The 21,389-nt window shown below is 58.1% G+C and carries 19 protein-coding genes; 6 read left to right on the top strand and 13 right to left on the bottom strand.

Translation table 11 applies throughout. The features are described from left to right. Positions 1 to 157: 157 nt before the first annotated feature. From R2940_07470 to R2940_07420, 11 genes are all read right to left on the bottom strand, one after another. On the bottom strand, positions 158 to 1,222 hold the full coding sequence (locus R2940_07470) for an ion channel (protein ID MEZ4599612.1): 1,065 nt from the start codon (positions 1,220 to 1,222) through the stop codon (positions 158 to 160). A gap of 43 nt (positions 1,223 to 1,265) precedes the next feature. Beyond that, positions 1,266 to 2,204, bottom strand: coding sequence for a hypothetical protein (locus tag R2940_07465; GenBank protein ID MEZ4599611.1), 939 nt, complete (start codon positions 2,202 to 2,204; stop codon positions 1,266 to 1,268). A gap of 40 nt (positions 2,205 to 2,244) precedes the next feature. Next, positions 2,245 to 3,030: a hypothetical protein gene (locus R2940_07460; protein ID MEZ4599610.1), complete on the bottom strand. Its 786-nt coding sequence runs from the start codon at positions 3,028 to 3,030 to the stop codon at positions 2,245 to 2,247. 483 nt (positions 3,031 to 3,513) lie between these two features. Next, positions 3,514 to 4,629, bottom strand: coding sequence for a hypothetical protein (locus tag R2940_07455; GenBank protein MEZ4599609.1), 1,116 nt, complete (start codon positions 4,627 to 4,629; stop codon positions 3,514 to 3,516). Positions 4,630 to 4,671: 42 nt separating this feature from the next. Beyond that, positions 4,672 to 4,932 carry a hypothetical protein gene (locus R2940_07450; protein MEZ4599608.1) on the bottom strand — a complete coding sequence of 87 codons (261 nt, stop codon included), beginning with the start codon at positions 4,930 to 4,932 and terminating at the stop codon, positions 4,672 to 4,674. A 65-nt stretch (positions 4,933 to 4,997) separates the two neighbouring features. Then, a complete protein-coding gene (locus R2940_07445) occupies positions 4,998 to 7,244 on the bottom strand; it encodes a glycoside hydrolase family 66 protein (protein ID MEZ4599607.1) in 2,247 nt (748 codons plus the stop codon). 62 nt (positions 7,245 to 7,306) lie between these two features. Next, a complete protein-coding gene (locus R2940_07440) occupies positions 7,307 to 10,006 on the bottom strand; it encodes a hypothetical protein (GenBank protein ID MEZ4599606.1) in 2,700 nt (899 codons plus the stop codon). A 535-nt stretch (positions 10,007 to 10,541) separates the two neighbouring features. Next, positions 10,542 to 11,798, bottom strand: coding sequence for a PRC-barrel domain-containing protein (locus R2940_07435; protein MEZ4599605.1), 1,257 nt, complete (start codon positions 11,796 to 11,798; stop codon positions 10,542 to 10,544). Positions 11,799 to 12,101: 303 nt separating this feature from the next. After that, complete coding sequence (locus tag R2940_07430; protein MEZ4599604.1) at positions 12,102 to 12,299, bottom strand: hypothetical protein; 198 nt, start codon at positions 12,297 to 12,299, stop codon at positions 12,102 to 12,104. A gap of 79 nt (positions 12,300 to 12,378) precedes the next feature. Then, positions 12,379 to 13,833, bottom strand: a complete 1,455-nt coding sequence (locus R2940_07425; protein ID MEZ4599603.1) for a TonB-dependent receptor — start codon at positions 13,831 to 13,833, stop codon at positions 12,379 to 12,381. Then, a complete protein-coding gene (locus tag R2940_07420) occupies positions 13,830 to 14,375 on the bottom strand; it encodes a TonB-dependent receptor plug domain-containing protein (GenBank protein ID MEZ4599602.1) in 546 nt (181 codons plus the stop codon). Before R2940_07420 ends, R2940_07425 begins: the two co-directional genes overlap by 4 nt. Before the next feature lie 335 nt (positions 14,376 to 14,710). Between R2940_07420 and R2940_07415 the strand changes: the two genes are divergently transcribed. The 4 genes from R2940_07415 to R2940_07400 all read left to right on the top strand — a co-directional run bounded on the left by R2940_07415 (position 14,711) and on the right by R2940_07400 (position 17,883). Then, the gene (locus R2940_07415) at positions 14,711 to 15,118 is read left to right on the top strand and encodes a hypothetical protein (GenBank protein ID MEZ4599601.1); all 408 of its coding nucleotides are present in this window, start codon (positions 14,711 to 14,713) and stop codon (positions 15,116 to 15,118) included. A 428-nt stretch (positions 15,119 to 15,546) separates the two neighbouring features. After that, positions 15,547 to 16,761 (top strand): hypothetical protein, encoded by a 1,215-nt coding sequence (locus R2940_07410; GenBank protein MEZ4599600.1) that lies wholly within the window; start codon positions 15,547 to 15,549, stop codon positions 16,759 to 16,761. A gap of 63 nt (positions 16,762 to 16,824) precedes the next feature. Continuing rightward, positions 16,825 to 17,031, top strand: a complete 207-nt coding sequence (locus tag R2940_07405; protein ID MEZ4599599.1) for a DUF2795 domain-containing protein — start codon at positions 16,825 to 16,827, stop codon at positions 17,029 to 17,031. 165 nt (positions 17,032 to 17,196) lie between these two features. Further along, positions 17,197 to 17,883: a hypothetical protein gene (locus R2940_07400; GenBank protein MEZ4599598.1), complete on the top strand. Its 687-nt coding sequence runs from the start codon at positions 17,197 to 17,199 to the stop codon at positions 17,881 to 17,883. A gap of 213 nt (positions 17,884 to 18,096) precedes the next feature. Here the strand turns inward: R2940_07400 and R2940_07395 are convergent, their stop codons facing one another. Together R2940_07395 and nrfH are read right to left on the bottom strand one after the other, a co-directional pair. Continuing rightward, entirely contained in the window at positions 18,097 to 19,608 is a 1,512-nt protein-coding gene (locus tag R2940_07395; GenBank protein MEZ4599597.1) for an ammonia-forming cytochrome c nitrite reductase subunit c552, read from the bottom strand. A 27-nt stretch (positions 19,609 to 19,635) separates the two neighbouring features. After that, positions 19,636 to 20,142 carry a cytochrome c nitrite reductase small subunit gene (gene nrfH / locus R2940_07390; protein MEZ4599596.1) on the bottom strand — a complete coding sequence of 169 codons (507 nt, stop codon included), beginning with the start codon at positions 20,140 to 20,142 and terminating at the stop codon, positions 19,636 to 19,638. A gap of 292 nt (positions 20,143 to 20,434) precedes the next feature. On the opposite strand from nrfH, the gene R2940_07385 reads away from it, so the two are divergent. Both R2940_07385 and R2940_07380 read left to right on the top strand, forming a co-directional pair. Then, complete coding sequence (locus R2940_07385; GenBank protein ID MEZ4599595.1) at positions 20,435 to 20,941, top strand: hypothetical protein; 507 nt, start codon at positions 20,435 to 20,437, stop codon at positions 20,939 to 20,941. Between the two features lie 5 nt (positions 20,942 to 20,946). Further along, on the top strand, positions 20,947 to 21,389 hold a 443-nt coding region (locus R2940_07380; GenBank protein MEZ4599594.1), incomplete at its 3' end, for a hypothetical protein.

The following is a 21,389-nucleotide window of genomic DNA, read 5'->3' as shown; positions in this document are numbered from 1 at the left end:
GGGGCGGGGTCGACACCGAACGTCTGAAAGATTGGAAAGGGCTTATACTCAGATATCAGGATTTTGGGGATTAACCAGAAGAAAAATGAAGGCGAAGCAAAAGCTACCGAAGTTAACAGGAAAATCCGTTTTTAGGTATTGCGCAACCTGGTTCCTCTCACAGAATGTCCTCGGCATCAAAAGCCATGGCATGGCAAAGTTCCTCAAGCTCTGCCTGCCATTCGCTTCTGGACTGGACATACTCCTCCCCGCCCGGCGTTCCTTCCTCGCTCAGCGCGCCTCGGGATTGCACAGCCCTGAGAACTTCAGAATAGTGACCGTGCCAGAGGGAAACCGTATCAGTCGAAAAACCGTTGCCTCCTGCAGCCTGGCGCCCAATGAAATCCTCGCTCAACTGACGCAGAAGTTCCCGGCAGGCTGTTTCCAGCTGGCAGACTTCCAGTTCTATCTCCTGATAAGCGGTCAGTGGCAGGGTTCGCAGAAGGCTGACGGTGTCGAGGAGAATGGCGAGAGTCCAGGGAAGCGCGTAATGCCGGCCGTGGAAGCGGAAGAAGTGCAGAACCGGGTAGAAATGATCGGACTCGAGGATGTCGGCGACTCCGGCTGCCAGTTCCCGCAGGTGGGGACCGGTCTCGCCGAGGCTGGACTTGGAGAGCAGACCGACGACCAGAAAGGCCGATTTGCCGGACAGCCCGGTTTTCTGATGAACGAGGGAAGAAAAAGCGTTCCGCCGCAACAGGGCACTGAAAACCGACAGGAAATAGGTGATGGTGAGGGTGAAAAAGGAGAAACCCAGGGCCGCCTCGGCGACCGTCAACAGCCGGACCAGGCCGCTTTGCGGCGCGATATCGCCAAGACCCAGGGTGGTCAGGCAAAAGCCGCTGTAGTAGACCGCCGTTAGAAAGTCTGTGGAGGTGGCACCTTTGCCGGCTTGAAGCGTCGCCCCGAGGCAGGGCCAGAAGATCAGGGCAAAACCGAACAGGAGCAGGAGAGCCCAGGTCGCGGCGAGGACAATCACCAGTGCCGGACCGACAAAGGTCAGCGCCGTGCCTCTGGAAGATCCGAGGGGTTGGGACAGGATCTTGACGGCCCTCCAGAACCAGCGGGTCATAAGGGGAGACAAAAGACCCGATCCTTTGCGGGCGTATAGAACCGTCAGAAAAATATCGACGATGGAAACCAGGATCATCAGGGTTCCCGCAAGGAGCGCCGGCCAGATCATTTAAGCCCCATCTCCTCTCCTTTTCTGCTGCCTCTTTCAGGCCCTACCCTTCCCCGTCTGGAATCGATGTCTGCTTGTCACCGCGCCTCTTCCAAAAGAGCCAGAACCCGGGAAGGATGAACAGAGCGACCGGGATACCGAAGAGCCAACCCTGGACGCCGGCGACATAAACGGCACTGAGCAACGGAATTCCAAAAAGCAGAACGTTGGCAGTTGAGCGGGAAGGCAGGGACCGCGGCCGGAGGAAGCAGCGAAAAAGGGCCGGTCCGGTAAAGAGCAGGAGCAGCAACAGGAAGGGCAGCGCGTCGAATTTCAGAAAATGGACCGCAACCAGACCGAAAAGAGCCAGGTACAGAACCGCCGCCCCCACAGTAATCCAACGGCCTGAGAATGAAGGTTCTTCCCGCGCCTCCTGTTGCTCAAGGAAGGCCAGGAGAAAAACATAGCCGAAGGTGAGCAGGGGCAGCAGCATGACCATGTTGGCCCCGGAGACCACCGGCGCCATGCCGAGAAACAGAAACTCGGCCCGGAAAAGCCCCATGGCCGCGGGGCCGAGTATTGTCCCCGATTTGAAAAACAGGTAGTAGGCGGCCATATGGCCTGTAACGACCACTGCCCCTAAAAGGGCGACGCCTCCGGCCATCGAGGCAGCGCCCAGTCCGGAGCCGAACAGAGCCAGGCAGAGCAGCACCCCCTGCCGAAATGGCAAAGGTCCGGGTTCCTGGCGGCCGTCCTGCATCGCCTGCAGCTCGTTCAGGATACTGCCGGCGGCAGTGAGGCAGCCGGCCGAGAGAAGCAGCGGCGCGATCAGGCTCAAGCGAAAATCGCTGCCGGCGATGATCAGATATCCGGCGAGCACATCGGCCATGGCGGTCAGGAGATGGGATAATCGCACCGATTGAAACCAGTCCCATATCCGCTGGGTGTCCCATCCGCTCTTGAATGCGGTCTTCGGTACAATGTCGATACTTTTGATTTTCATGACTTATCCTGTCCTGAAGGTGCTCATAAAACCATGAGGTCTAATCCAGCGGCGGCAGCCGGGGATCGAACAGATCGAGGTAGTTGAGCAGCGCGATCTGCATGTTGTAACCCCCGTCATCGGGCTGCGACATGGTGCTGACCAGCGGCTGCTGGGTGTTCCAGTCCACCGCTTCTCCGGTCGGCATGAAGCCGATGCCGGTCACGCTGACGTACCACTGGAGTCGGGCGAAGGCGAGATCGTCCATGCCGAGCCAGTGTTCGGCCATGCTCATGTAGGACCCCATCCAGGGCCAGGAGGGCATCGGCACCGTGGATTCCCGCTGCCCACCGGGATTGAACTCGCTGGTATAGTAGAAGGTGTCGCCGACGTAGCGCGAAATGCCCATGCCGAAGTCCACCTCCGGCTCGAACTGGCCCAGCGCATCCTCGTCGAGGGGAAGCTGGTAGGGCGGGGTCAGCTCATCGAGTATTTTCAACCGGTGGGACTGGACCATGGGATCGTCGACCGCCATCAGGCCGAACACCCAGATCAGGTTGGTGGCACCGTCGACGCGGGTTGGATTCGGCTCGCATGTACCCGAATCGGTGGCCGCCGGAGCCAGAATGCCGCGGATGAAATACTGCTCGGCCGGATCCCACATGCCGCCGCAGGGCTCCGAATCGACCGGATCCAGCAGGTTGTCCCGAATGGTCCGGGCGTCCTCCAGCCAGCGCTGGGCCCGCTCGCTCTGCCCCATCTGCTCGGCCAGCAGCCGCGCGGCATTGAGTCCCGAGGCGTAGGTGACCTGGGTGTAGGTGGCATACTCGAAATCCTCTTCCCACACCGAGTAGCCGGGCGGTCCGAAGCCGAACTCTTCCTGACCTGCGGGTGCGACGTTATCCGATACCCACTCGGCCGAATCGATCACGTCCGGATAAGATGCGGTTCAGGAACTGCTGTCTGGTCTGTCTTCCTGGTTGAGCAGCCGCCAGTGATGATAGCCCCGATCAGGAACTGGCCCACCGAATCCGCTCGGGCTGGATGAAATCGATCCGGCTCGTCCCGCTGCCAGTAGCTGTAGTTGGTGTACCAGGTGCCGTTGGGAAAGTTGGTGATGAAGGTCTTGCCCCCAAAGTCGGCCCGGACCGGTTTCCTGCACCCCGGCCATCCAGAACCGGTACTTTTCCGCCTCCGCGTAATGTATACCCAGCCGCCGTCAGGGACAGGGCGGAGATGCTACGTCGCGGGGCCAGACCAGTAGTAGTTGTAGGCCGAGGTTGGTGGATGCGGCAAACGAACTCGGGCTGTTGGGAATGACGCAGCAGAATCAGGTTGCGGGTGTAGGCCCGGTCGACGCCGGGATCGCCCGTATCTGACGATGGAGCGGCGGGCCAGCCACTGCCGCCACGCCTCCGGCTGTCTGATCGAACCAGGACTGCGGGTTGCCGCTACTCACTGCGCCACGGCCATGGCATCGTTGAAGTTCGATTGGACGGAGTAGTAGAAGTGACTTCGGCACTCTCCCCGGCAGGGATCTCTGCCGATCGGATAATCGCCATGGAAGCGTCATCGGCATTGACTTCGAGTTGTTCTGGAGAGTCCCCTGGCTTTCAAACTGGCCCAGCAGGTCGGACCCCTGGCCCATCGTCTGCCCCTCGGCCGGCTGCCCGGCCCCGTGGCTGGTTACGGAACCGAAGGTCCCCAGAACCAGATAGGTGCCGTTGGTCGCGCTCAGGTCCGCGATCCAGGCGTTCACATCGGAATGCCAGGTGGCATTGACCTGCTGACCGGAGTCCCCGGCCGGGTTCAGGTCGGCCATCTCCATCAGATCGATGGTCCGTGTCGTGCCGGTCACATTCTCCAACCGGTAGCGCGCCAGCAGAATCGGCTGGTTCGGCACCATGGCATACTCCTTGGAGATCGCCACCGGCAGTGCTTCCTCGCCGTAGTTCAGGTAATCCACGTGCATGAGACCGTCTTCCGTGAAATAGAGGTCCGAATCGAAGCTGTGCACGTCGGTATAGGCCTGGCCGGTACTTTCGTCGCGAAAATAGGCGGTGGCGCCGTCGATCTGGTTGACCGGCCAATCCTGCTTGTAATGCAGCGCAGCCAGCCGCGGGCCGAACTCCGTGTCGTCGTCCGGGGCCAGGACCGAGGAATGGTGGATGCCCACCAGATCCGTCCAGTTGTTCATCATCAGGCTGCGGGTGGAGGTCATGGAGGGATTGGTTTCGTCCAGCACCTGCAGATGATCGATGAGCACCTCCCCCGTGTCGTTGCCTGACTGGAATTCCAGGGCGATCCGGTGCTCGCCGGCGGAAAGCTGCAGGGATTCGTCCAGGGTCAACCACTGCACCCCGGGACCCGCATCGGTGAATCCGAACTGATTGCGGAAACGGGTGGTTCCCGGCACTTTATTGCCGTCGAGCAATAGAGTCCTCACAGCGGGGGACCCCGACCCATTCAGGAAGCGGAAGCGCAGGGTCTAGTAATCCTGCCGGGGAACGGAGATGACGAACTCGATGGAGTCGCCCGCCTGACCGAACTGCGCGACGTAACCGTTTCCGGTGAAGCCGGGGTAGCGGTCTTCGACCCCCACGCCGTTGAGCGTCCCTGCCTCGGCTTCATAGGTGGATGGAGGCCCTGGAGTCTGCGAAAAGCTGTCCGGAATGCCGATGAACAGCACAAGCAGGGAGGCGAACAGAAAAATCAACGATGAATTCCGGGGTTCATTTAATCCTTTCATGAGTGTGCTCCTTCCTGCCGTCGAAACTCCGGCCTTTCAAGCCGGGGATCGAACAAGCCTAGGTTTTAACCCTGCCGCGAGGAATTTGTCCCGGAGGGCTGCCGCTCAAAAACAAGCATGTTCCAGTATTCCAGCCGGGGAACGGTCAGTTCGACGTACGCCCCCCGATCGTCCTCTCCCCGACCGAACTCAAGCGGGATCGGCACCATGTCCCCGAAGTCCGGAGTCGCCATCCAGACCTTGCCGATTTCTTCCGCTTCCGGCGGGTAGTACCTCAGACCGATCCCCTGCTGAAAAGTCGGTGTGGTTGCCTCGTTGCGCCAAAGTTCGTCATTGACGCCGATGAGGTTGACCAGGTGCAGGATGTCGCATTCATCCCGCTGCCGTTGGATGGTAAACAGACGGCCCCCTTCGGCAGGCTCCAGCGCCTGTCCGGTTGTGGTTTCGAGGACATCCTCCGCATCCCCTTTCAACTGCAGTGCGGGATCGAACAGGAGATTTTCGTAGGCGGTGATGAAATCGTACTGGCGCTCGAGGGCCCGGCGCAGGGCGGAGGTCAGGCTTTTGGACCGGTTGGGATAAAATTCGTGGGCCAGGCTCTGAATATTGTCCCCCAACTGGATATGGGTCGCCCCGCTGCCGAACATCACGGCGTTCTCCAGCCGCACCGAACGCTCGTCGAACTGCCCCAACTGCAGGTGGTCGATATTGACAGCGCCGATGTTGTCGGCATCGAAGGCGAGACGCACCTCGTGCGGTCCCGGGCCGGTCACCGCCTGCGCCCAGGCATCGGTTCCCCAGGTGCTCCACTGGTCCCGGGCACCAAATTCAAGCCGGCCGATAAAGCGCCCGTCCAGATAGAGGTTGCGGGTGGCGACGGAGCCGGTGGCGTTGGCAAAGCGGATGACATAGGTGACGTTGGCGTCCTCTTCCGGGCCGTCAACGGTCCAGGTCAGGGAATCACCCGGCTCGTTGAGACCCACCACAAACCCGGTCCCTGTATAGCCCTGATGATCGGCAGCCACCTCGCCCCCCGCCAGCTGATCCGCGTTCTCGGCCTCGAAAATCGGCCCGATCTGCTCGTTGTAATTGGAATAGGCGGCCAGCACCAATGCCCGGTTTCCGCCCCTGTTGCGCAGGTACTCGATATAGTTGAGCAGGTCGTCGTAGGTGTTTGTTGAGAACCAGATTTCACTGTAGAGGAAATCGCAGCTCTGGTTCCTGGCGATGTCCGGGGCTGCCCATCCGTCCACCTTGCCGTCCACGATGTTGAAGGTGCAGACGCTGTTTTCCAGGTCATTCTCGACCAAAGCTTCCTTGACGCTGTCGAGAAAAACAGCGAAGGCGTTGGGCAGATCGACAGGCCGGCCGTCCCCGCCGAACACCTCATAGCGCGGGCCGAACTGATCGATATGGACCCCATCGAACCCGCCCAGGTTGACGGCCTCCACATACTGAGGAATGAGCCAGTTTTCCCAGCCGGGATCGGCCGGGTTGAAGAGGAACATGAAGGGTCCGTCCGGTCCGAATTCCACGCTGAGCTGATTGTCCGCTGACGGGCTGTCGAAAACCCCCCACTTAGGGGAGATCGGCCACAATTCCGCATAGTCTTCCCGGGCGGCGTAGGCCATGACATAAGCCATGGCGAGGGCGTTGTAATCGTGGGCGGTCTGGACGAGATCGCGGATGACCGACCAGTTGTTGCGCCGTCCAAAAAGATCGATCCAGGTATCGGCGATATTTCCGTTTTCCTTCTTGATCAGATTTTCATGGCGCCAGAACCAGTCGTAGAACTGAAACATGTTCAGGTGGTACTCCCTGGCCAGCAGGGGGATGCTGTCCCTGAGAAGATCCCGGCTTTCCAGGGAAAATTCCGCAATATAGCCGTAGCGGGGGTATCGGACGGCGGTGGAGCTCACATCGAACCCGGTGCTCACCGCCTCCTCTTGCCCCCAGGAGATGGTCGCCAGATAGCCGGTAAAATCCGCGTCGGGGGCGGTCAAGGTAAAGGTTTCCGTTGCCGTTTCCCCGGGACCAAGGTTGACCTGTCGCTCCTGCTGCAGCACTTCGCTGTCAAGATGTCTGACCTGCAGGCGAAGGGGACCGGAGAAAAAGACATCCATATCGTCGTTGCGGACGGTCGCGATCAGTTCCACCTGATCGCCGGGGTTGTAGCGGGCTTTGTCCGGGTGGAAGCCGATGACCGTCAGTTGACCTGGGGCAGACTGACCCCCTGCCTCTCCGCCCCAAATCATCAGGGGGACGAGAACAAGGAGTAGAAGCCATTTAAACCAAGTACTTTTGAGCGCCATGGTGGCCTCTCCTAAACCCTCCCCCGGTAAAGGGGGAGGGAGAGTTGACCTCTTCTGGTCAATTATTGGCCGGAGCCATCGTCAACAGTCGCGCCGCTGCCGCTGCCCTCGATCGGATCTCCATTGGCATCGACAAATTCCATGCTGCTGCCGGCGCTGCCGGATCCGGCTGCCGATCCGTTATCAACAATCGCCGCGCTGCCGCTGCCCTCGACCTGGCCGGTGGAACCGTTTTCGACGGCAGCAGCACTGCCGCTGCCTTCGATCGGTGCTGCCGAACCGTTGTCGACGGGAGCACCGGGCTGCATGCCGTTATCAACCCCGGGGGCCCCTTCGATCACGATCGTCCGGCCGGTCAGTCCTTCGACATCGAAGGTCAACTGAGTGCCATTGAACGTGCCGGCATCGGAGTCGGCAATGATGTCCCTCGGAGTTCCCTGGAGAGCAGCCGATCCCTGCACAAACTGCCCCAGGTCGATCGTTACGCTGGCCGGATCACGGCTGTAGTTGGCCGCCGTCACGGCATATCCGCCATTATCAGGCAGTCTCATCACCAGGGCGAAAATGGCCTGGCTTTGAAGGGCCGGCACAGCGAGCACTTCGGCATCCGAGATGTCGTACCGTTTGCGGGCCTGGATGATATCCCTCACCTGGCTGGCGAAGGACTCGGGATCTTCCAGTTGTTGCGGGATGGGACCGTAGAGGTTCTGCGCCTCGGGCAGGCCGAAGGCGCTGGTGCTCGCTTCGCTGGTCCCCATCAGGTCCACGGCGCCGCGGTTGAGCCAGCGCATGTCCCCCTCATCGATCCGCGCGGTGACCAGATCGCGGTCCACCGGCAGGGCCCCGACCAGATCCCACTGGGAAACACCGAAGACCCCTGGCTGCATGGCGTTGACCACCGCCAGCATGACGTGAGCCTGCTTGATTGTATCCACCTGCTCGGGGCTGGCTTCATAGGGATTGATCCCGAGAGCCGGACCGATAAAGCCGGCATAGGTGGTGGCGAGGCCGTTCTGGGCCGGCCGGTAGAGGGCGTTATAGGGTGCTGCGGGGGGAGCGGTCGCCTGCTGCATCTGGCTCAGGATCCGGTCCGCCAGCTCTGTGCCGCCGAGGGTCTCATCGCCGTACTGGACCTGCTCCTGCGAGCGCAGGTTGATCAGCTGGTAGGCAATTTCATCGTGGTTCTGCAGTTCATGAATCAGCCGGCTGTGATCGATGTCGGCATCGAGAAGGGAACGATGGGCCACCCGCAGGATGCGAGCGTCGCCCGTGATCAGGGGGTGAACCGTCTGGGCGCGGGTAAAGAAGTCGTATCCGACGTCAGGCCCGTTCTCCATGAACACTTTGTAGTCGGAGGCCGGCACGTTGAGCTCCACCCAGGTCCAGCCGCCGAGCTTGCGGTGCATGAAGGCCAGATCGTCGGTGCCGTTGATCGCCAGCGGAGTGGCGTAGATGCTGATCAGCGGAGAATCCGCCTGCGGCTCCAGGCCGAGAAACGGCACGGCATCGAGCCGGTTGATGATGGTCCCGTAATCCTCCACGTGCCGGATAATGTCGGCAGCCTGGATATAGCGGGCATTGTAGGTGGGATCCATCCAGTTCAAAGCCGGCTGCTCCGGCTTGAACATGAAAGCGTAGAGCCAGCGGCGGACCTGGCCGTCGACGCCCAGGATCGGTCCGGTGGCGCACCAGCCGCTCCAGTCCCTGGTCGCCTCCCGGCCGAGCAGAACATCGAAACGACCGGGGACCAGACCGTTATCGATAAAGGGCTCGATCTCGTCGTTGAGCATGACGTGGAAGCCCCAATCTTCTTGCGGCATCGGCAGCATATCCCACATCTCTTCAGGGACTTCGATCATATTGAACAGGCCGGGATAATCGGCATAGTTCATCTGGGCCAGGCGGAAATCGTATCCCGCCCCCAGATGCAGGGGGATGATGTCGCCGGCGATGATGGCGTCGAAATCTCTGGTCGTCTCCACCAGTTGGCGGACATCTTCGGCGTCACCCAGGAGCGGTTCGGGAATCAGGGAGATGCGGTCGAAACCGCCGTCCACCGAATACTGAAGATCGGTCCCGACCACGGAGCCGGCCTGCTGGAAGGCTGTGGGGTGCATCAGATTGAAACCGATTTCGGACAAGGCCTGCCAAAGCTCCTCGTCGGCGAGGGTCTCGAACACGTTCTGACCTTCGGGGGTCAACAGCGAGCGGGGATAGAGGGTCAGAATTTCGGAGGCTTCCTCGGTCATCAGCTCAGGCTCGGGCTGCATGTAGGGGCCGTTCCACTGAGCGGCGTCTCCGACCACTTGCCGGGCATAGGTTCCAGACTGGAACAGCATGGCATGGGGGAGGTAGAGGTTGGCAAGCTGCTCGACTTCTTCAGGGGACGAGGGAGTGGTGCCCTCGATCATCTGCTCCGGCGCGGGAACCGGCGGGATGTTGGTGGGGAATCCGGCGTAAGGAGCTTGTGGGTCGGATATCTCCGGAACCGGTCCCGCAATCCGGCCGGGTGCCGGAGTTTCGGCGACTTCTGCCTGCATATCACCGGTGTCCTGCTGCATTGCACCGGTGTCAGTCGGCATTTCTGCAGCATCGGTCTGCATCTGCCCGGCATCCGTCTGCATCTGCCCTTCGGATTGGGCGCCGACTAAGGTGGGTGTCAGAAAGCCTGCCAGAAACAGCAGGCAACTGAAAAGGACAGCTCTGGGAAACATCTGCATCATCAGCAGATCTTTCGAGACTTTTCTGTAATTTGCAAACATGGGAAGTATCTCCTTTCTCGAATCTTTTTTTTCGGGGCGTTTTTTCATGAATCTCCTTTCTTCGATTTAAATGGTTAGTACTATCCAACCTATCCCTCCCCATGACAAAGTCAACATGGGAAGGAGAAATAATATTATTTATTAGATACTTACACTATTTTTCTAATAACTTACTTGAACTATAATTGAAAAGATTAAACGAGAAATTACTTATAAGAATGCTCCCCTGTTCCGAGGAAATGGCAGATATATTGAAGAAGAGAGGGAATTGGTGCAGGTAAGGGAAGAGCCGAGACCAGGAAAGGGTAGCAAGAGCCCATATAAAAGAAATTCCCCTGATCCCGAGGACCGAATCGATGTCCGGAACAGAGCATTTTTCATTGGAAAAATTTGTCTTATGAGAAGCGGGAGATTGCTTCCAATAAAAATTCTCCTGCAGTTCAACCCAATCTGTGCAAAATTTTTCCCTATATAGAAAAAAAATCCCGCCCTGGGGGCGGGACAGGAAGCGGCAGAATTCTTCTCAGAACAGGTGTTATTGCGACTGGGGCTGCTGCTGGGCCGGCTGTTGGCTTTGCTGATCCTGCTGCTGCCCCGACGGGGGCGATTGCTGGTCCTGCTGTTGAAATTCAGGAGCGATTCCGTAGTGAGTCTGGATCTCCTGCTCCAGGGGCTGCTGGCCCAAAAGTTGCTCCTCCTGCTCCGTGACCATCGGTGAATTGTCAAAGGTCTGCTTGTCGATCTGCGCCGTTAAGGGCTGACCTTCCTGCCCTTTCTGAACCAGCTCGACGGGAATCGGATGCATCTGGTCCTGCTCACCCTGGACGATCAGATATTCAACCGTGCCGTCCGCGGCCACAAAGGCTTTCTCGATCGTTCCCAGGCTTTCATTGTTCTGGTCAACGATGTCCTGTCCCAACAGGTTTCTCACTTCCTCAGTGCTCATCTGAGCGATCGATTGTTGCTGCTCCTGAGGCTCCTTGGTCACCACTTCCACCTGGGGCTCGCCCTGCCGCTCGACCTGCACCTGGGCTTGTTCCTGCTCTTCGACGTAAACCTGAGGCTGTCCCTGCTCGGTGACCTGGACTTCAGGTTTGCCTTCCTGGACAGCAACTTCAGGCTCCTGCTGCCGCACCTGCACTTCGGGCTCGGGCTGCTCCACGGCAACCTGCGGCTCCTGCTGCTGCACTTCGACCTGCGGCTGACGCTGCTGAACGGTGACCTCCGGCTTTGGCTGTTCTACCTCAACCTGGATCTCCGGCGGCTGCTGCTCCACCGTTACTTGAGGCGGTTGTTGGCCGACCCGGACTTCCGGTTCCTGCTGTTGGACCCGAACTTCGGGGTCCGGTTGATCTACCATGACTTCCGGAGCGGGCTGCTGAACGATGATCTGTCCGCTTTCATCCTGGGCCTGTCGCTCCTGCTGAGCGACCTGACCTTGCTGCTCCGGCTGTTGCTGTTGCTGCTGACCCTGTTGTGACTGAGCGGCAAGCTGCTGTTCCTGGGCTTCGGAAATAATCAGGGCATCCGCCCCCTGTTCGATTTCCGTCCAGGGGATTTCAGCCGTCTCTCCGCCCATTCCGAAAAACCCCCCTCGTTCAATAATCACGGCCTCGATCTGCTGATTGGGGCCTGTAATGACATCTTGCACGGTACCGATCTGTTCCCCTTGCTCGTTCTGAACCTGCATGCCTTGGATCTGTTCCGGATTCTGAGCTGCGGCCGGCAAACCGAGGAATAAAACCAGGATTGCCGCGGCCAATGCCGAGAATGTCGATGAAATCTTCATCATTCTTCTCCTTTATTGGGTTGTCGAATCATGGGATTGTTCTGCCGGAGCAAATTGCATGTAAACGTGGCGGGAGCATTTAAGCCATATCTTCACGTTAACATCCTATTGAACCCTGTCAACGCAGGAACCGAAGCGGATTTGGAAAAAATCTCTTATATAATGAGGAGTTGCGGGATTTGCTGAATCCTGTCCGGTCCCTTGGTCTGAACCCACCGGGTTTCGGGAAAAAGAAATCCCGACTTTCCTCCTGAGAAGTCGGGGTCATCAAAGATCGGTACGGCATTGCAAGCGCTCCGGCATCTGCTATAGCAGCGAGCCCTGGGTGATCTCGCAATCGTGATAGTCCCACTCATACTCTTTACCCGCCCTGGTCTTCACCAGGAAATGGTCCTCACTGCACTTTTCCACCCTGGCTTCTTCCGCAGTGTACGAGTCGCGCACATAAATTTCCTTGCCCGACGCCATCAGCTCACAAATGTCCCTGTAGCCTTCCCTGTCCATGATCTCCTCCTTTCTCTTTTATTTTGAATACAATTTTAGCGCATACCATTCCTGGCACCAGCTCAGGATCGGCCGTGCTTCAATCATGAAGATAAGCGATCCGGATTCCTCCGTACAGGTTGACACCGGGACCGGGCTCGAAGTAGCGGCCGCCGCTTGCGTTGATGCGCACGTTGCTGCTGTAGGATTCGTCCAGCAGGTTTTCCGCCCCTAAAAAAGGTGATATCCGCCAGCGCCCGAAATTTTTGGTCACACCCGTGCGCAGGTTCACCAGGACGAACCTCTCGCTCTTCACTGTATTTTCATCGTCAGCGTAGGATTCGCCGACCCACAAGGATTCGAGGGCGGCGTAAAACCCGGATGGGTGTTCATAAACGATTTCCCCAAAAACCTGGTGTTTGGGCAGGCCCGGGACCTGGTTCCCGTTCAGGTCGAGGCCGTTCTTCTCGTAGCTATCGAATTCGGCATCCAGATAGGTATAGGCCAGATTAATCTCGAACCCTTCGGTGATGTCCCGCTTCAAGCCAAGTTCCAAACCGTTGCGGCGGGACTCGCCGGCGTTGCGATAGAACACGCGGTCGGTCGGGTCGCGAAAGGCGATCAGTTCGTCCTCGAGTCGGATATGGAACAGGGCCAGGCTGCAGGTGAAGGGCCCATCCCCCAGCCCTTTCAGGCCGATTTCGTAACTGATGGCCTTCTGCGGCTCGATGTCCGGGTTGATCCCTCCGCCCCCTTGCGGGCGGTTGACCACTTCAGTGGCGGTGGGGGTTTCGAAGGACTGGGCGATGCTGGTATAGAGCTGCCAATCGGGCCGCGGCAGCCAGGTGACCCCGATCCGTCCGGTTGTCTGATGAAAGTCCCGGGTTCCGCTGTCATCCCCGTCCGCCCGGAGATGGTCATCGATATCGAAATTGACCGAATCGAATCGCCCCCCCGCCACCAGCGACCATTTTTTGGAGAGGCGGATCTCATCCTGCAGGTAAACACCCAGGCTGGTCACCTCCTCTTTCTGGTCCAGAAGCAGGGTTTCTCCCGGCGCTCCACCCTGGTTGTCGAAGTTGCGGCGATCGTCGATCTGCCGCTGCAGATCGGCGCCGATAAACCATCGATGGGACAGCCCCAGCAGCTCAAGGGTCCTGTCGTATTTGATCCCCGCGCCGAAGAATTCCCGGTCAAGATCGATAAAGCGGAAGGGGATGGCGCTGTCCAGCCGCCGCGCTCCGTAGTAGGCCAGCGCCTCCAGGTTCTGGTTCAGAGTCATGGCCCGGCGGTAAACCAGGCCGACACGCTGCTGCGAGACCTCCTCGCCGGTATCGAAACGAAGGCTGAGGGGTGCGGCCTGCCTCGGATCATCCTCCGCCTGCTGCCGGTCCAGACCGCCGGGGTCCTGCAGTTTGGGAGAGTCCAGGAGACTGACGGAAAAGGTGGCGTCGGAAACATCGTCCAGGTCGACCCGAACCTGCCGAACATCTTTCCAGCTTTCCGCTTCGCTGTGGTCGCGAAAGCCATCGATCTGCAGGCGGGAGAGGGTCAAAAACCGCTGGTCCGGTCAGCCTGGCCGCCCGCCTGCAAAACGGTTTTCACCAGGCCGAAGTCCCCGGTCACGATCGCGGCTTCCAGGCTGGGTTCGGGGGAACCCTCCCGGGTCAGCAGGTTGATGACACCCCCGGAGGAATTGCCGTAAAGCGCGGCAATCGGTCCCCGCAGCACTTCGATGCGCTCGATCGCCTCCGGGTCGATGTCGTCGATCTGGCTCTGGCCGTCGGGGAGGGTGTAGGGCAGACCGTCCACGAGGATCTGGATGCCGCGGATGCCGAAGGCCGAACGGGCACCGAAACCGCGGATTGAAACCCGCAGATCCTGGGCGAAATTAAGACGGTTGCTCACCTGCACCCCCGGAACCCGACTCAGGGGATCAAACAGGGTCAGCAGGGGTTTTCCCGGCACGACCTCCTCCATCTCCACCACGGACACCGCCGAAGGAACCCCTTCGATGGCGGAAGGGATGCGAGGGGCGGACACGATGATCGGGGCGAGCTGCAATGGGCTGCTCGCCGGATTGCTTGAGGATGGCATGGTTGCTTCGGCGAATAGGAGTCGGGGAAAAACAAGGAAACAGACAAAAAAGGCTGAAAACCGGATTCGGGGAATCGGAAAAATTTGGCGGAACTGGGGCATCGATCTTCTGGACCTTTCGCCGGATGACAAATCAAGACATCGGATATCGAGGGCAGGGCCGCCCTTCAGAGGAAAAAACCCTTTAAAGGGTTACCATAATGAGAAGACCTTGCAAACGCTTTGCAAAACTAGCAACGGTTAGAATTGGCCTGCGCCGGTTGCAACTTCTCGTCTTCCTGCTTTATTTTTTAGGACATTCTCACGAAACCCAGAGCCAGGAAAGGAGACAACCGATGCCTGTTCCGAAATCGACCTCCAGGGTTGAAAGCCATACCGATCCCGAAATCAACGAACAGATTCGGCGTCAAACGGAAATGAATGTGGAACTCTATTCCAAGGGTGGGCCGGAAGCGATCGACATGCGGCTCGAGCAGCTCGATCGGGAATGGGACATCGAACGGGCCCTGGAAACCAACGCCGCTACCTTCAGCCTCCTCGGCCTGGGCCTGGGAACCTTCGTGAACCGCAAATGGTTCGCCCTGCCCACGGTCGTGGCCGGATTTCTCCTGCAGCACGGCATCCAGGGATGGTGCCCACCCGTATCGGTCTTCCGGCGGATGGGCGTACGCACCCCCTGGGAGATCGACTATGAACGGTACCTGCTGAAAGCGCGAAAGGGCGACCTGGAGAAGCAGCATTAATTGTCCCGACGCGTTTTTCGTTGTTGCGGTTGATCTGCGGAGCCGGGTCGATAACCTGCATGTGCAGTCGATCAGACGACAAGTGCATTTTTTGGCCCGGCCGAATTGCGATTTCCGACAACGATTCCAGTCAGCTTCATTCAAAACGGACTGCCCCCTTGATAACATCCTCCTTGCTGCTAACCTTTAAATAAGAGAAATCTTTTTAAAATCAGCAACTTAATGAACTCGAAGACCGACCTGCAGTCTGTCGCCAAAGGAGTGCGGGGTGCAGGCACAAAAAAAGCCGGGCCAAGAGATTTTACTTTTCATGGCCTTCTTCATAGGGAGCTCGATCGGTTACGGCGGTCCCGCAGCCCCGTTTACTTTTTCTACAGCACTGAACCGGCCGGCCAACCGTATTGGCGGCGGTTCTTAAGAGAGGTCTTGTGGACTACACCTTTCTAGGCCAACGCGAAGACGGATCAAGGCTTTTTCTGTCTCCGTCTCAGCGAGCCGGACATCTGGCCACGTTTGGTCTGTCCCAATCGGGAAAAACCGAATTGCTGCGCCATATTGCCTCACAGGATATTCTCGCCGGTCACCCGGTGGTTGTCTTTGATCCCGCCTGTGATTCCCGAATATTCAGCAGCATCTATGAGGCGGCGGACCAAGCCCACCGCCTTGAGGATCTGGTTCTTCTCGCGCCCAACATGCCGGAATATTCCATTTCCATCGACCCTATGGACAAAAATCTGTTCTCGTCCCACCAGATTGCCAAGAATCTGCTCAGCCTTTGGGGACGAGGCTGGGACAACAGCGCTACCGCCTTTGTCCACAGAACGTTTCGATTGGCGGTGGCGGGCGCCCGGGTATTCAACACACGGGACGATGGCGGCCGACAGCACATCCTCGATATTCTGGAGCGCATGGGAACCCCGGACGAAATGCGCGATCTTCTTGGCTCCTGGTTTCGCAAATCCGCAGCGGTCTTCAAACCCGGGGGTGGGAACCTTCCTCTTGAGCGCCTTCGAGCCGGCAAGAATATTATCCTTGTGGTCCTGCCGGATTCCCATGGAGACATGACCACTGGACGTGTGTTTCTGAGCATGCTTCTGGAATGCTTGAAAAGCTTGAGCATCCGCCTGAAAATTCCGATGGCCATCCACCTGGATGAAGCGCATTTCTTTGCCAACCTGCTGGCGGTGACAGAGATGCTGGAGGGGGAAAATCCGCCCCCGGCCTGGATCAGCGCCCATTTTGAGGATCCGGATCAGATTTATCAGGATATCAAGCCTTGCTATGCCGACACCCTTTTGACAAATATGGGAACCAAAGCGATATTCCGCAGCTCGGCACCTTCGACCGTCCACCTGGCCCGGACACTGTTTGGCCAGGAATTGCACGAACAGGACCTGACCTCGGCCCTTGCGACCCAGGCTCCCGGGCAATTCTATCTCCATGACGGAACCCAGTGGCAATCGGAAGTGCCGATTGAAACGGGGCAAACAGTCGGGTTGCCGTTTGCGGTGCAATTCGGATTAAAAAGGCTGGTCGGCCTGGGGAAAGGTCTCCGGTTCTGGAAACCTGTGAACTGCCGTTCCAGCCTAAACCTTGCTGCAATGGAATATAATCTGGAGAAAAGAAAAGCCGTCTGTGCATAACATGTCCCCAGAAATTCAATGAGTTATGCGCAAATTTCTTCCCCCCAAAAAGAGGAGAAAAAAATGGCAAAGGCATCCGGAGGCGGCAGTCCGATCGGCGTGGCCAAGTACCTCAAGGGAATCGATTGTCCCGCCGGCCGAAAGGATCTTATAGAACACGCCCGAAAGAACCATGCGGCAAAAGCCGTACTTGAAAAACTGGAGCAGATGCCCGACGAGGAATACGAGTCCATGGCCGATGTCATGAAGGGCTATGGGAAGGAGCACTAGTGCCCGCATTGGGCAATAGCATTTACCATTCAGAGGCAGGTGGTTCATTTCATTTGCCACCTGCCTCTTATCGCTGAAAGATGTGCCCTCCCCCCTCTTTATATTTCCTGGAACAAACGGGTTACAAAGGCCTCTTTATATCCTGTTCTCGAAAGGAGTGCTGCGATGAAAAACCTCCCAAACCTGATCGGCTTACTGGTCCTGTCCGCCTTTCTGTCCGCCTGCGCTGCGGACCTCAAGCCCGCACCCTCTGCGACAACAGTCCCCCGACTGGAAGAAGCCGCGCGCTCTTCCGTCGGCGGCGTCAAAATGATCGCTCAGGCCGACGAGTGGCCCGGACCGGTCGATGTCAAGGAGGTGGTCACCCCCGTTCGGGTGGTGGTCGAGAACAACAGTGGTCAGCCCTTGCGGATCGCCTATACGGAATTCGCGCTGGTCGCCCCTGACGGCAGGCGATTTTCCGCACTGCCCCCCTTTCAGATCGAGGGCGAGGTCTCGCAAACAGCGACCGCCGTGGTTGATCCGATATTCGGTTACAGGGGGTTCGAAATCGCCCCCGGCTACGGCCCCTACTATCCGGGGATAGGAACCTATCGGGAGCCTTTTTATTACGACCCCTACTATTACGGCACCTACCGCCCCTACTGGGTCCAGATCGATCTGCCCACCGAGGAGATGATTCAACGCGCCCTACCCGAGGGAGTGCTCAACAGCGGCGGAAGGATCGATGGCTACCTCTATTTCGAAGATGACAGCGACGACGTCGGCAGCGTCACCTTCCGCGCGGATCTGGTCAATGCCAGGAAGGGCACCAGTTTCGGAGAGATCAGGATTCCCTTTATTGTCGAATAGACCAAGGGGAGTCGCATGGTGGCGATACGAACCCGGCCTACATACAAAAACGGCAGGTGGCAACGCTCGCGTTTGTCACCTGCCGTGGAAAAAAGGATTTTTCCAGGTTGTTATCCAAATCCAAATCGGGATCGGGATCGAAATCGGCCTTTGGCTTTAAATTTTTGCTTTGGTGCCAGATTTCAATAGTCCCCTCTTTTCTTAAACCCGGCTTCAGTCTCCAGCCTTGCTCGCCGGATCGACATCCTTGACGGTTCCCTGAACCTTACTTTCAGCCGGTTCCGTCTCGAGTAAAGGACCTTTGACAAACCGAAGGGCGGCAATCTCCCCCTGTCGCGCATAGTCCAAAGCTTCACCGAGGATTCGGGCCGCCTCCTGCGGAGCATGGAAACCCATGGAGTTTTCCGAAGCGATATAGTCGATGCGCCACTGGGCTTTTCGCTGCAGCTCCAGAGATGGCCGCAACTGCTCCTCCGTAACCCCCGCCTTCTTCGCCGCTGAGATGGCATCCAACTGGCTCATCAGTGCATCGCCCGCCCGCTGCAGCAGCTTGAAATTGCGGTCCTGAATGGTATCGGCACGCTGTTTCAATTCCTCCTCGGAGAAATGATGACAGGTCTGACAGGCTCGGTTGACATTCAGCAGAGGGCTGCGCACCCAGTGGTCGGAAATCTTGGTGGCACCAACCCGCATGTAGGGCATGTGGCAGTCGGCACAGGTCACGCCGCTACGCGCATGAATCCCCTGGCTCCACAGTTCGTACTCGGGATGCTGCGCTTTCAGAAGCCCGGCGCCGGATTCGGCGTGCTTGAAATCGTAGAAGCGTTCACCGTCCTCGAAGTTCGTTTCATTCCAGAACATCTCGAGGTTTTCCATCTTCAACCCGTTGCCCCAGGGGAAGGTCAGCGGCATCTTGCTGCCGCAATAGTATTCCACGTGGCATTGGCCACAGACAAATCCGCGCAGCTCGTTGCGGCTGGCGTCCTTGTTGGGATCGTATTTCTCCTTTCGGCTGCCGGCGCGCCACCGCTCGATGGACGGCAGATGCGGCACGGGGGCATCCCCTTCGGCCAAAGCCTGAATCCCGCGGATAAACCCGGGGCGGGTCACCCGAATCTGCATGGTCTTCGGGGAATGGCAGTCCACGCAGGAGACCGGATGAGCATGCCCCATGTCATGCAGCATCTGATTGGCCTCCTGGTAACTCATGCCAAAGGACTTTTCGAACCCTTTATCGGCATCGCCGTCGCCCAGCTTCCGGTACAGGGGCATCACCGACGCATGGCAGTGCAGGCACGACCCCGATTGGGGTTTGGTGAGACGCAAGGTGGTTTCCTGATCCTGCAGCATGTAGGCATGGCCGCGCCGGTCCCGATAGTCGAGGGAAAAAGCATAGCCCTGGTACATCCGCTTCAGCCAGGGGTCTCGCTCGATCTTGGCTTCCGGCAGGGCTTCAGAGCCGCCGTGGCCGCCAAAACGGGTCCGGGTCGCCTCGGCCGTGCGTAAATACAGGTCGTACTGCTTGGGCCAGTTGATGCCCCATACGGCAGGATCGGTGGTGTCTTTGTTCACCTCCACCAGTCTCACGTAAGGTTTCAACGCTTCTGTCTTTCGCTCGAAGATATTCATGAGCAGGGCGACAACCAGGGCGGAGGCGATGGCCGCCAGAACAGCGACACCGATAACGACGGCTTTGAACTTTTTCCTGTCTTTTTTCGATTCCATATCAAGGCTCCTTCCGGATTCCCGTGGTCATGACTCTTCCGGCAGCAGTGCACCGCCGAGCCCCACCGTCTCGCCATGCCCGACATCCCCATGGCACTTGACGCACTGCACGGCATCCTCGTCGGTGGTGGAACCTGGAACCATTTCCGAGACAAGGTCCCCGTGGCATCTCAGACAGTTTTCCTGAAGAATATGGCTGTTGCCTTCCTTTATCATGATGGGCTCGTGAAAGTCCTGAAATGTGAATCCCTTGGAGTGATGGTACCCGTTTGAGGCCTTTGCCAGGTATTTTTCGAAAAAACCGACGGGAAGGTGGCAATCCACGCAGGTCGCCACTCCGTGATGACTGCCCTTTTGCCAAGAGTCATATTGAGGGTTCATGATGTGGCAGTTCGCGCAGGCTGCCGGGTCGGTGCTGAAGTAGGAAATGCCTTCCGCATACATGAACGTGTAGGCACCCAGGCCCGCCAGGGTGCCGAGCAAGAGAGCCGCCACCACTACCCACCAATGCAATCGGGTCTTGAAAACAGTCATCCTCTAGCCTGTCATAGGATCCGTTTTTTTCCCGGACGAAGACCTTCTTTCGTCGAATGACGAATTTTTTAACCAGAATACCCGATTGTTGAATCATTTCAACAGTTATGCCTCAACCTTCCGCGTGTGCCCCCGGGAGTCACGACCCGAGTCGCAACCCTCTCCTGCCCTCTCCGCTTGTGGCGATCATGTCCCCGATTCCACCAGGCCTGCTTATCTTTGATAAATTTAAGCAAGAAGCACTCGACAAAACATGGACTGATCGGTCTTGCCGATGGCCACGGGAGGATGTATGACGAAACCGGAAAAGGACAATATTTTTCGCATTCTTGAACAGCCGGGCCCCTTTGCGACAGGGGAGTCCGCAGCAAGGTACGGCCCCTTCTCCGCAGACAGCCGCCGCTTTGCCAGGCAACTGTCCGCAGCCCATTTGAGCACCCGCTACCGGATGGTTCGCGAGCAGGTTTTCAAGTTTCTGCAGATTTCTTCCTTTGCCGAAATCGATCAACTGCTCGGCGACGAAACCAGACGCAATGAGGTCAAACACCGCGCCTACGGCTTGCTCGCCAACATGTTCGGGATCAGCGGTGACGAGCAAGCCTGCATCACCACCATAAAAAGTTATTTTCATACGGCCGACGGGGTGATCCGCTACCTCAGGAATACCGTCCTGGAACCTTATGCATCTTTTCTGGAGATGAACAACAACCTCTATACGGTGAACAACCCGATCGACCTGCTGTTACTCATCTTCGATGATCGCTATCATAAGTGCGTTTCGAAGCCAAGCGCAAATTAGTCCTGATGAGCCTGGCTGCAGCGATTGCGCAACGGGAACGGGAAACCGGCGTCGAAGAAAAATTCAATCGGTTTCTGGATTTTCTCGAGAAGAATGTCTGGAGTCAGGACACCAAGATCGGCGAACTGGAACCGGTCTTTTTGCTCAGCCGGCATGATCGGGAGGATTTTTCCTGCAAGGAGGTGGAAGTGATCTCCTGGCAGGAGGGGACAGACCTGCAGCTGGAACAGGGGCTGAAGCGAACCCTGATCAAACGCCGCTGGTTTAATGCCCAGGGGCGCAGGGTACCGGTTTACGCCATGGTGCGCCAGAAATCCTCTGCGGCGAAGGTTTTGAAACTGCTTAGAAAGAATCAGGAAAATCCCGACATCGCGGTCGATGATGAACTGGGCCTGATGGCGGTTCTCGACCAACTGGCGGATGTCCGTTTATTCCAGAACCACCTGGC

It is taken from the genome of Syntrophotaleaceae bacterium (assembly GCA_041390365.1).
GTDB lineage: Bacteria > Desulfobacterota > Desulfuromonadia > Desulfuromonadales > Syntrophotaleaceae > JAWKQB01.
The sequence above is the reverse complement of the archived record's forward strand: the minus strand, read 5'-3'. Positions and strand labels throughout refer to the sequence as shown.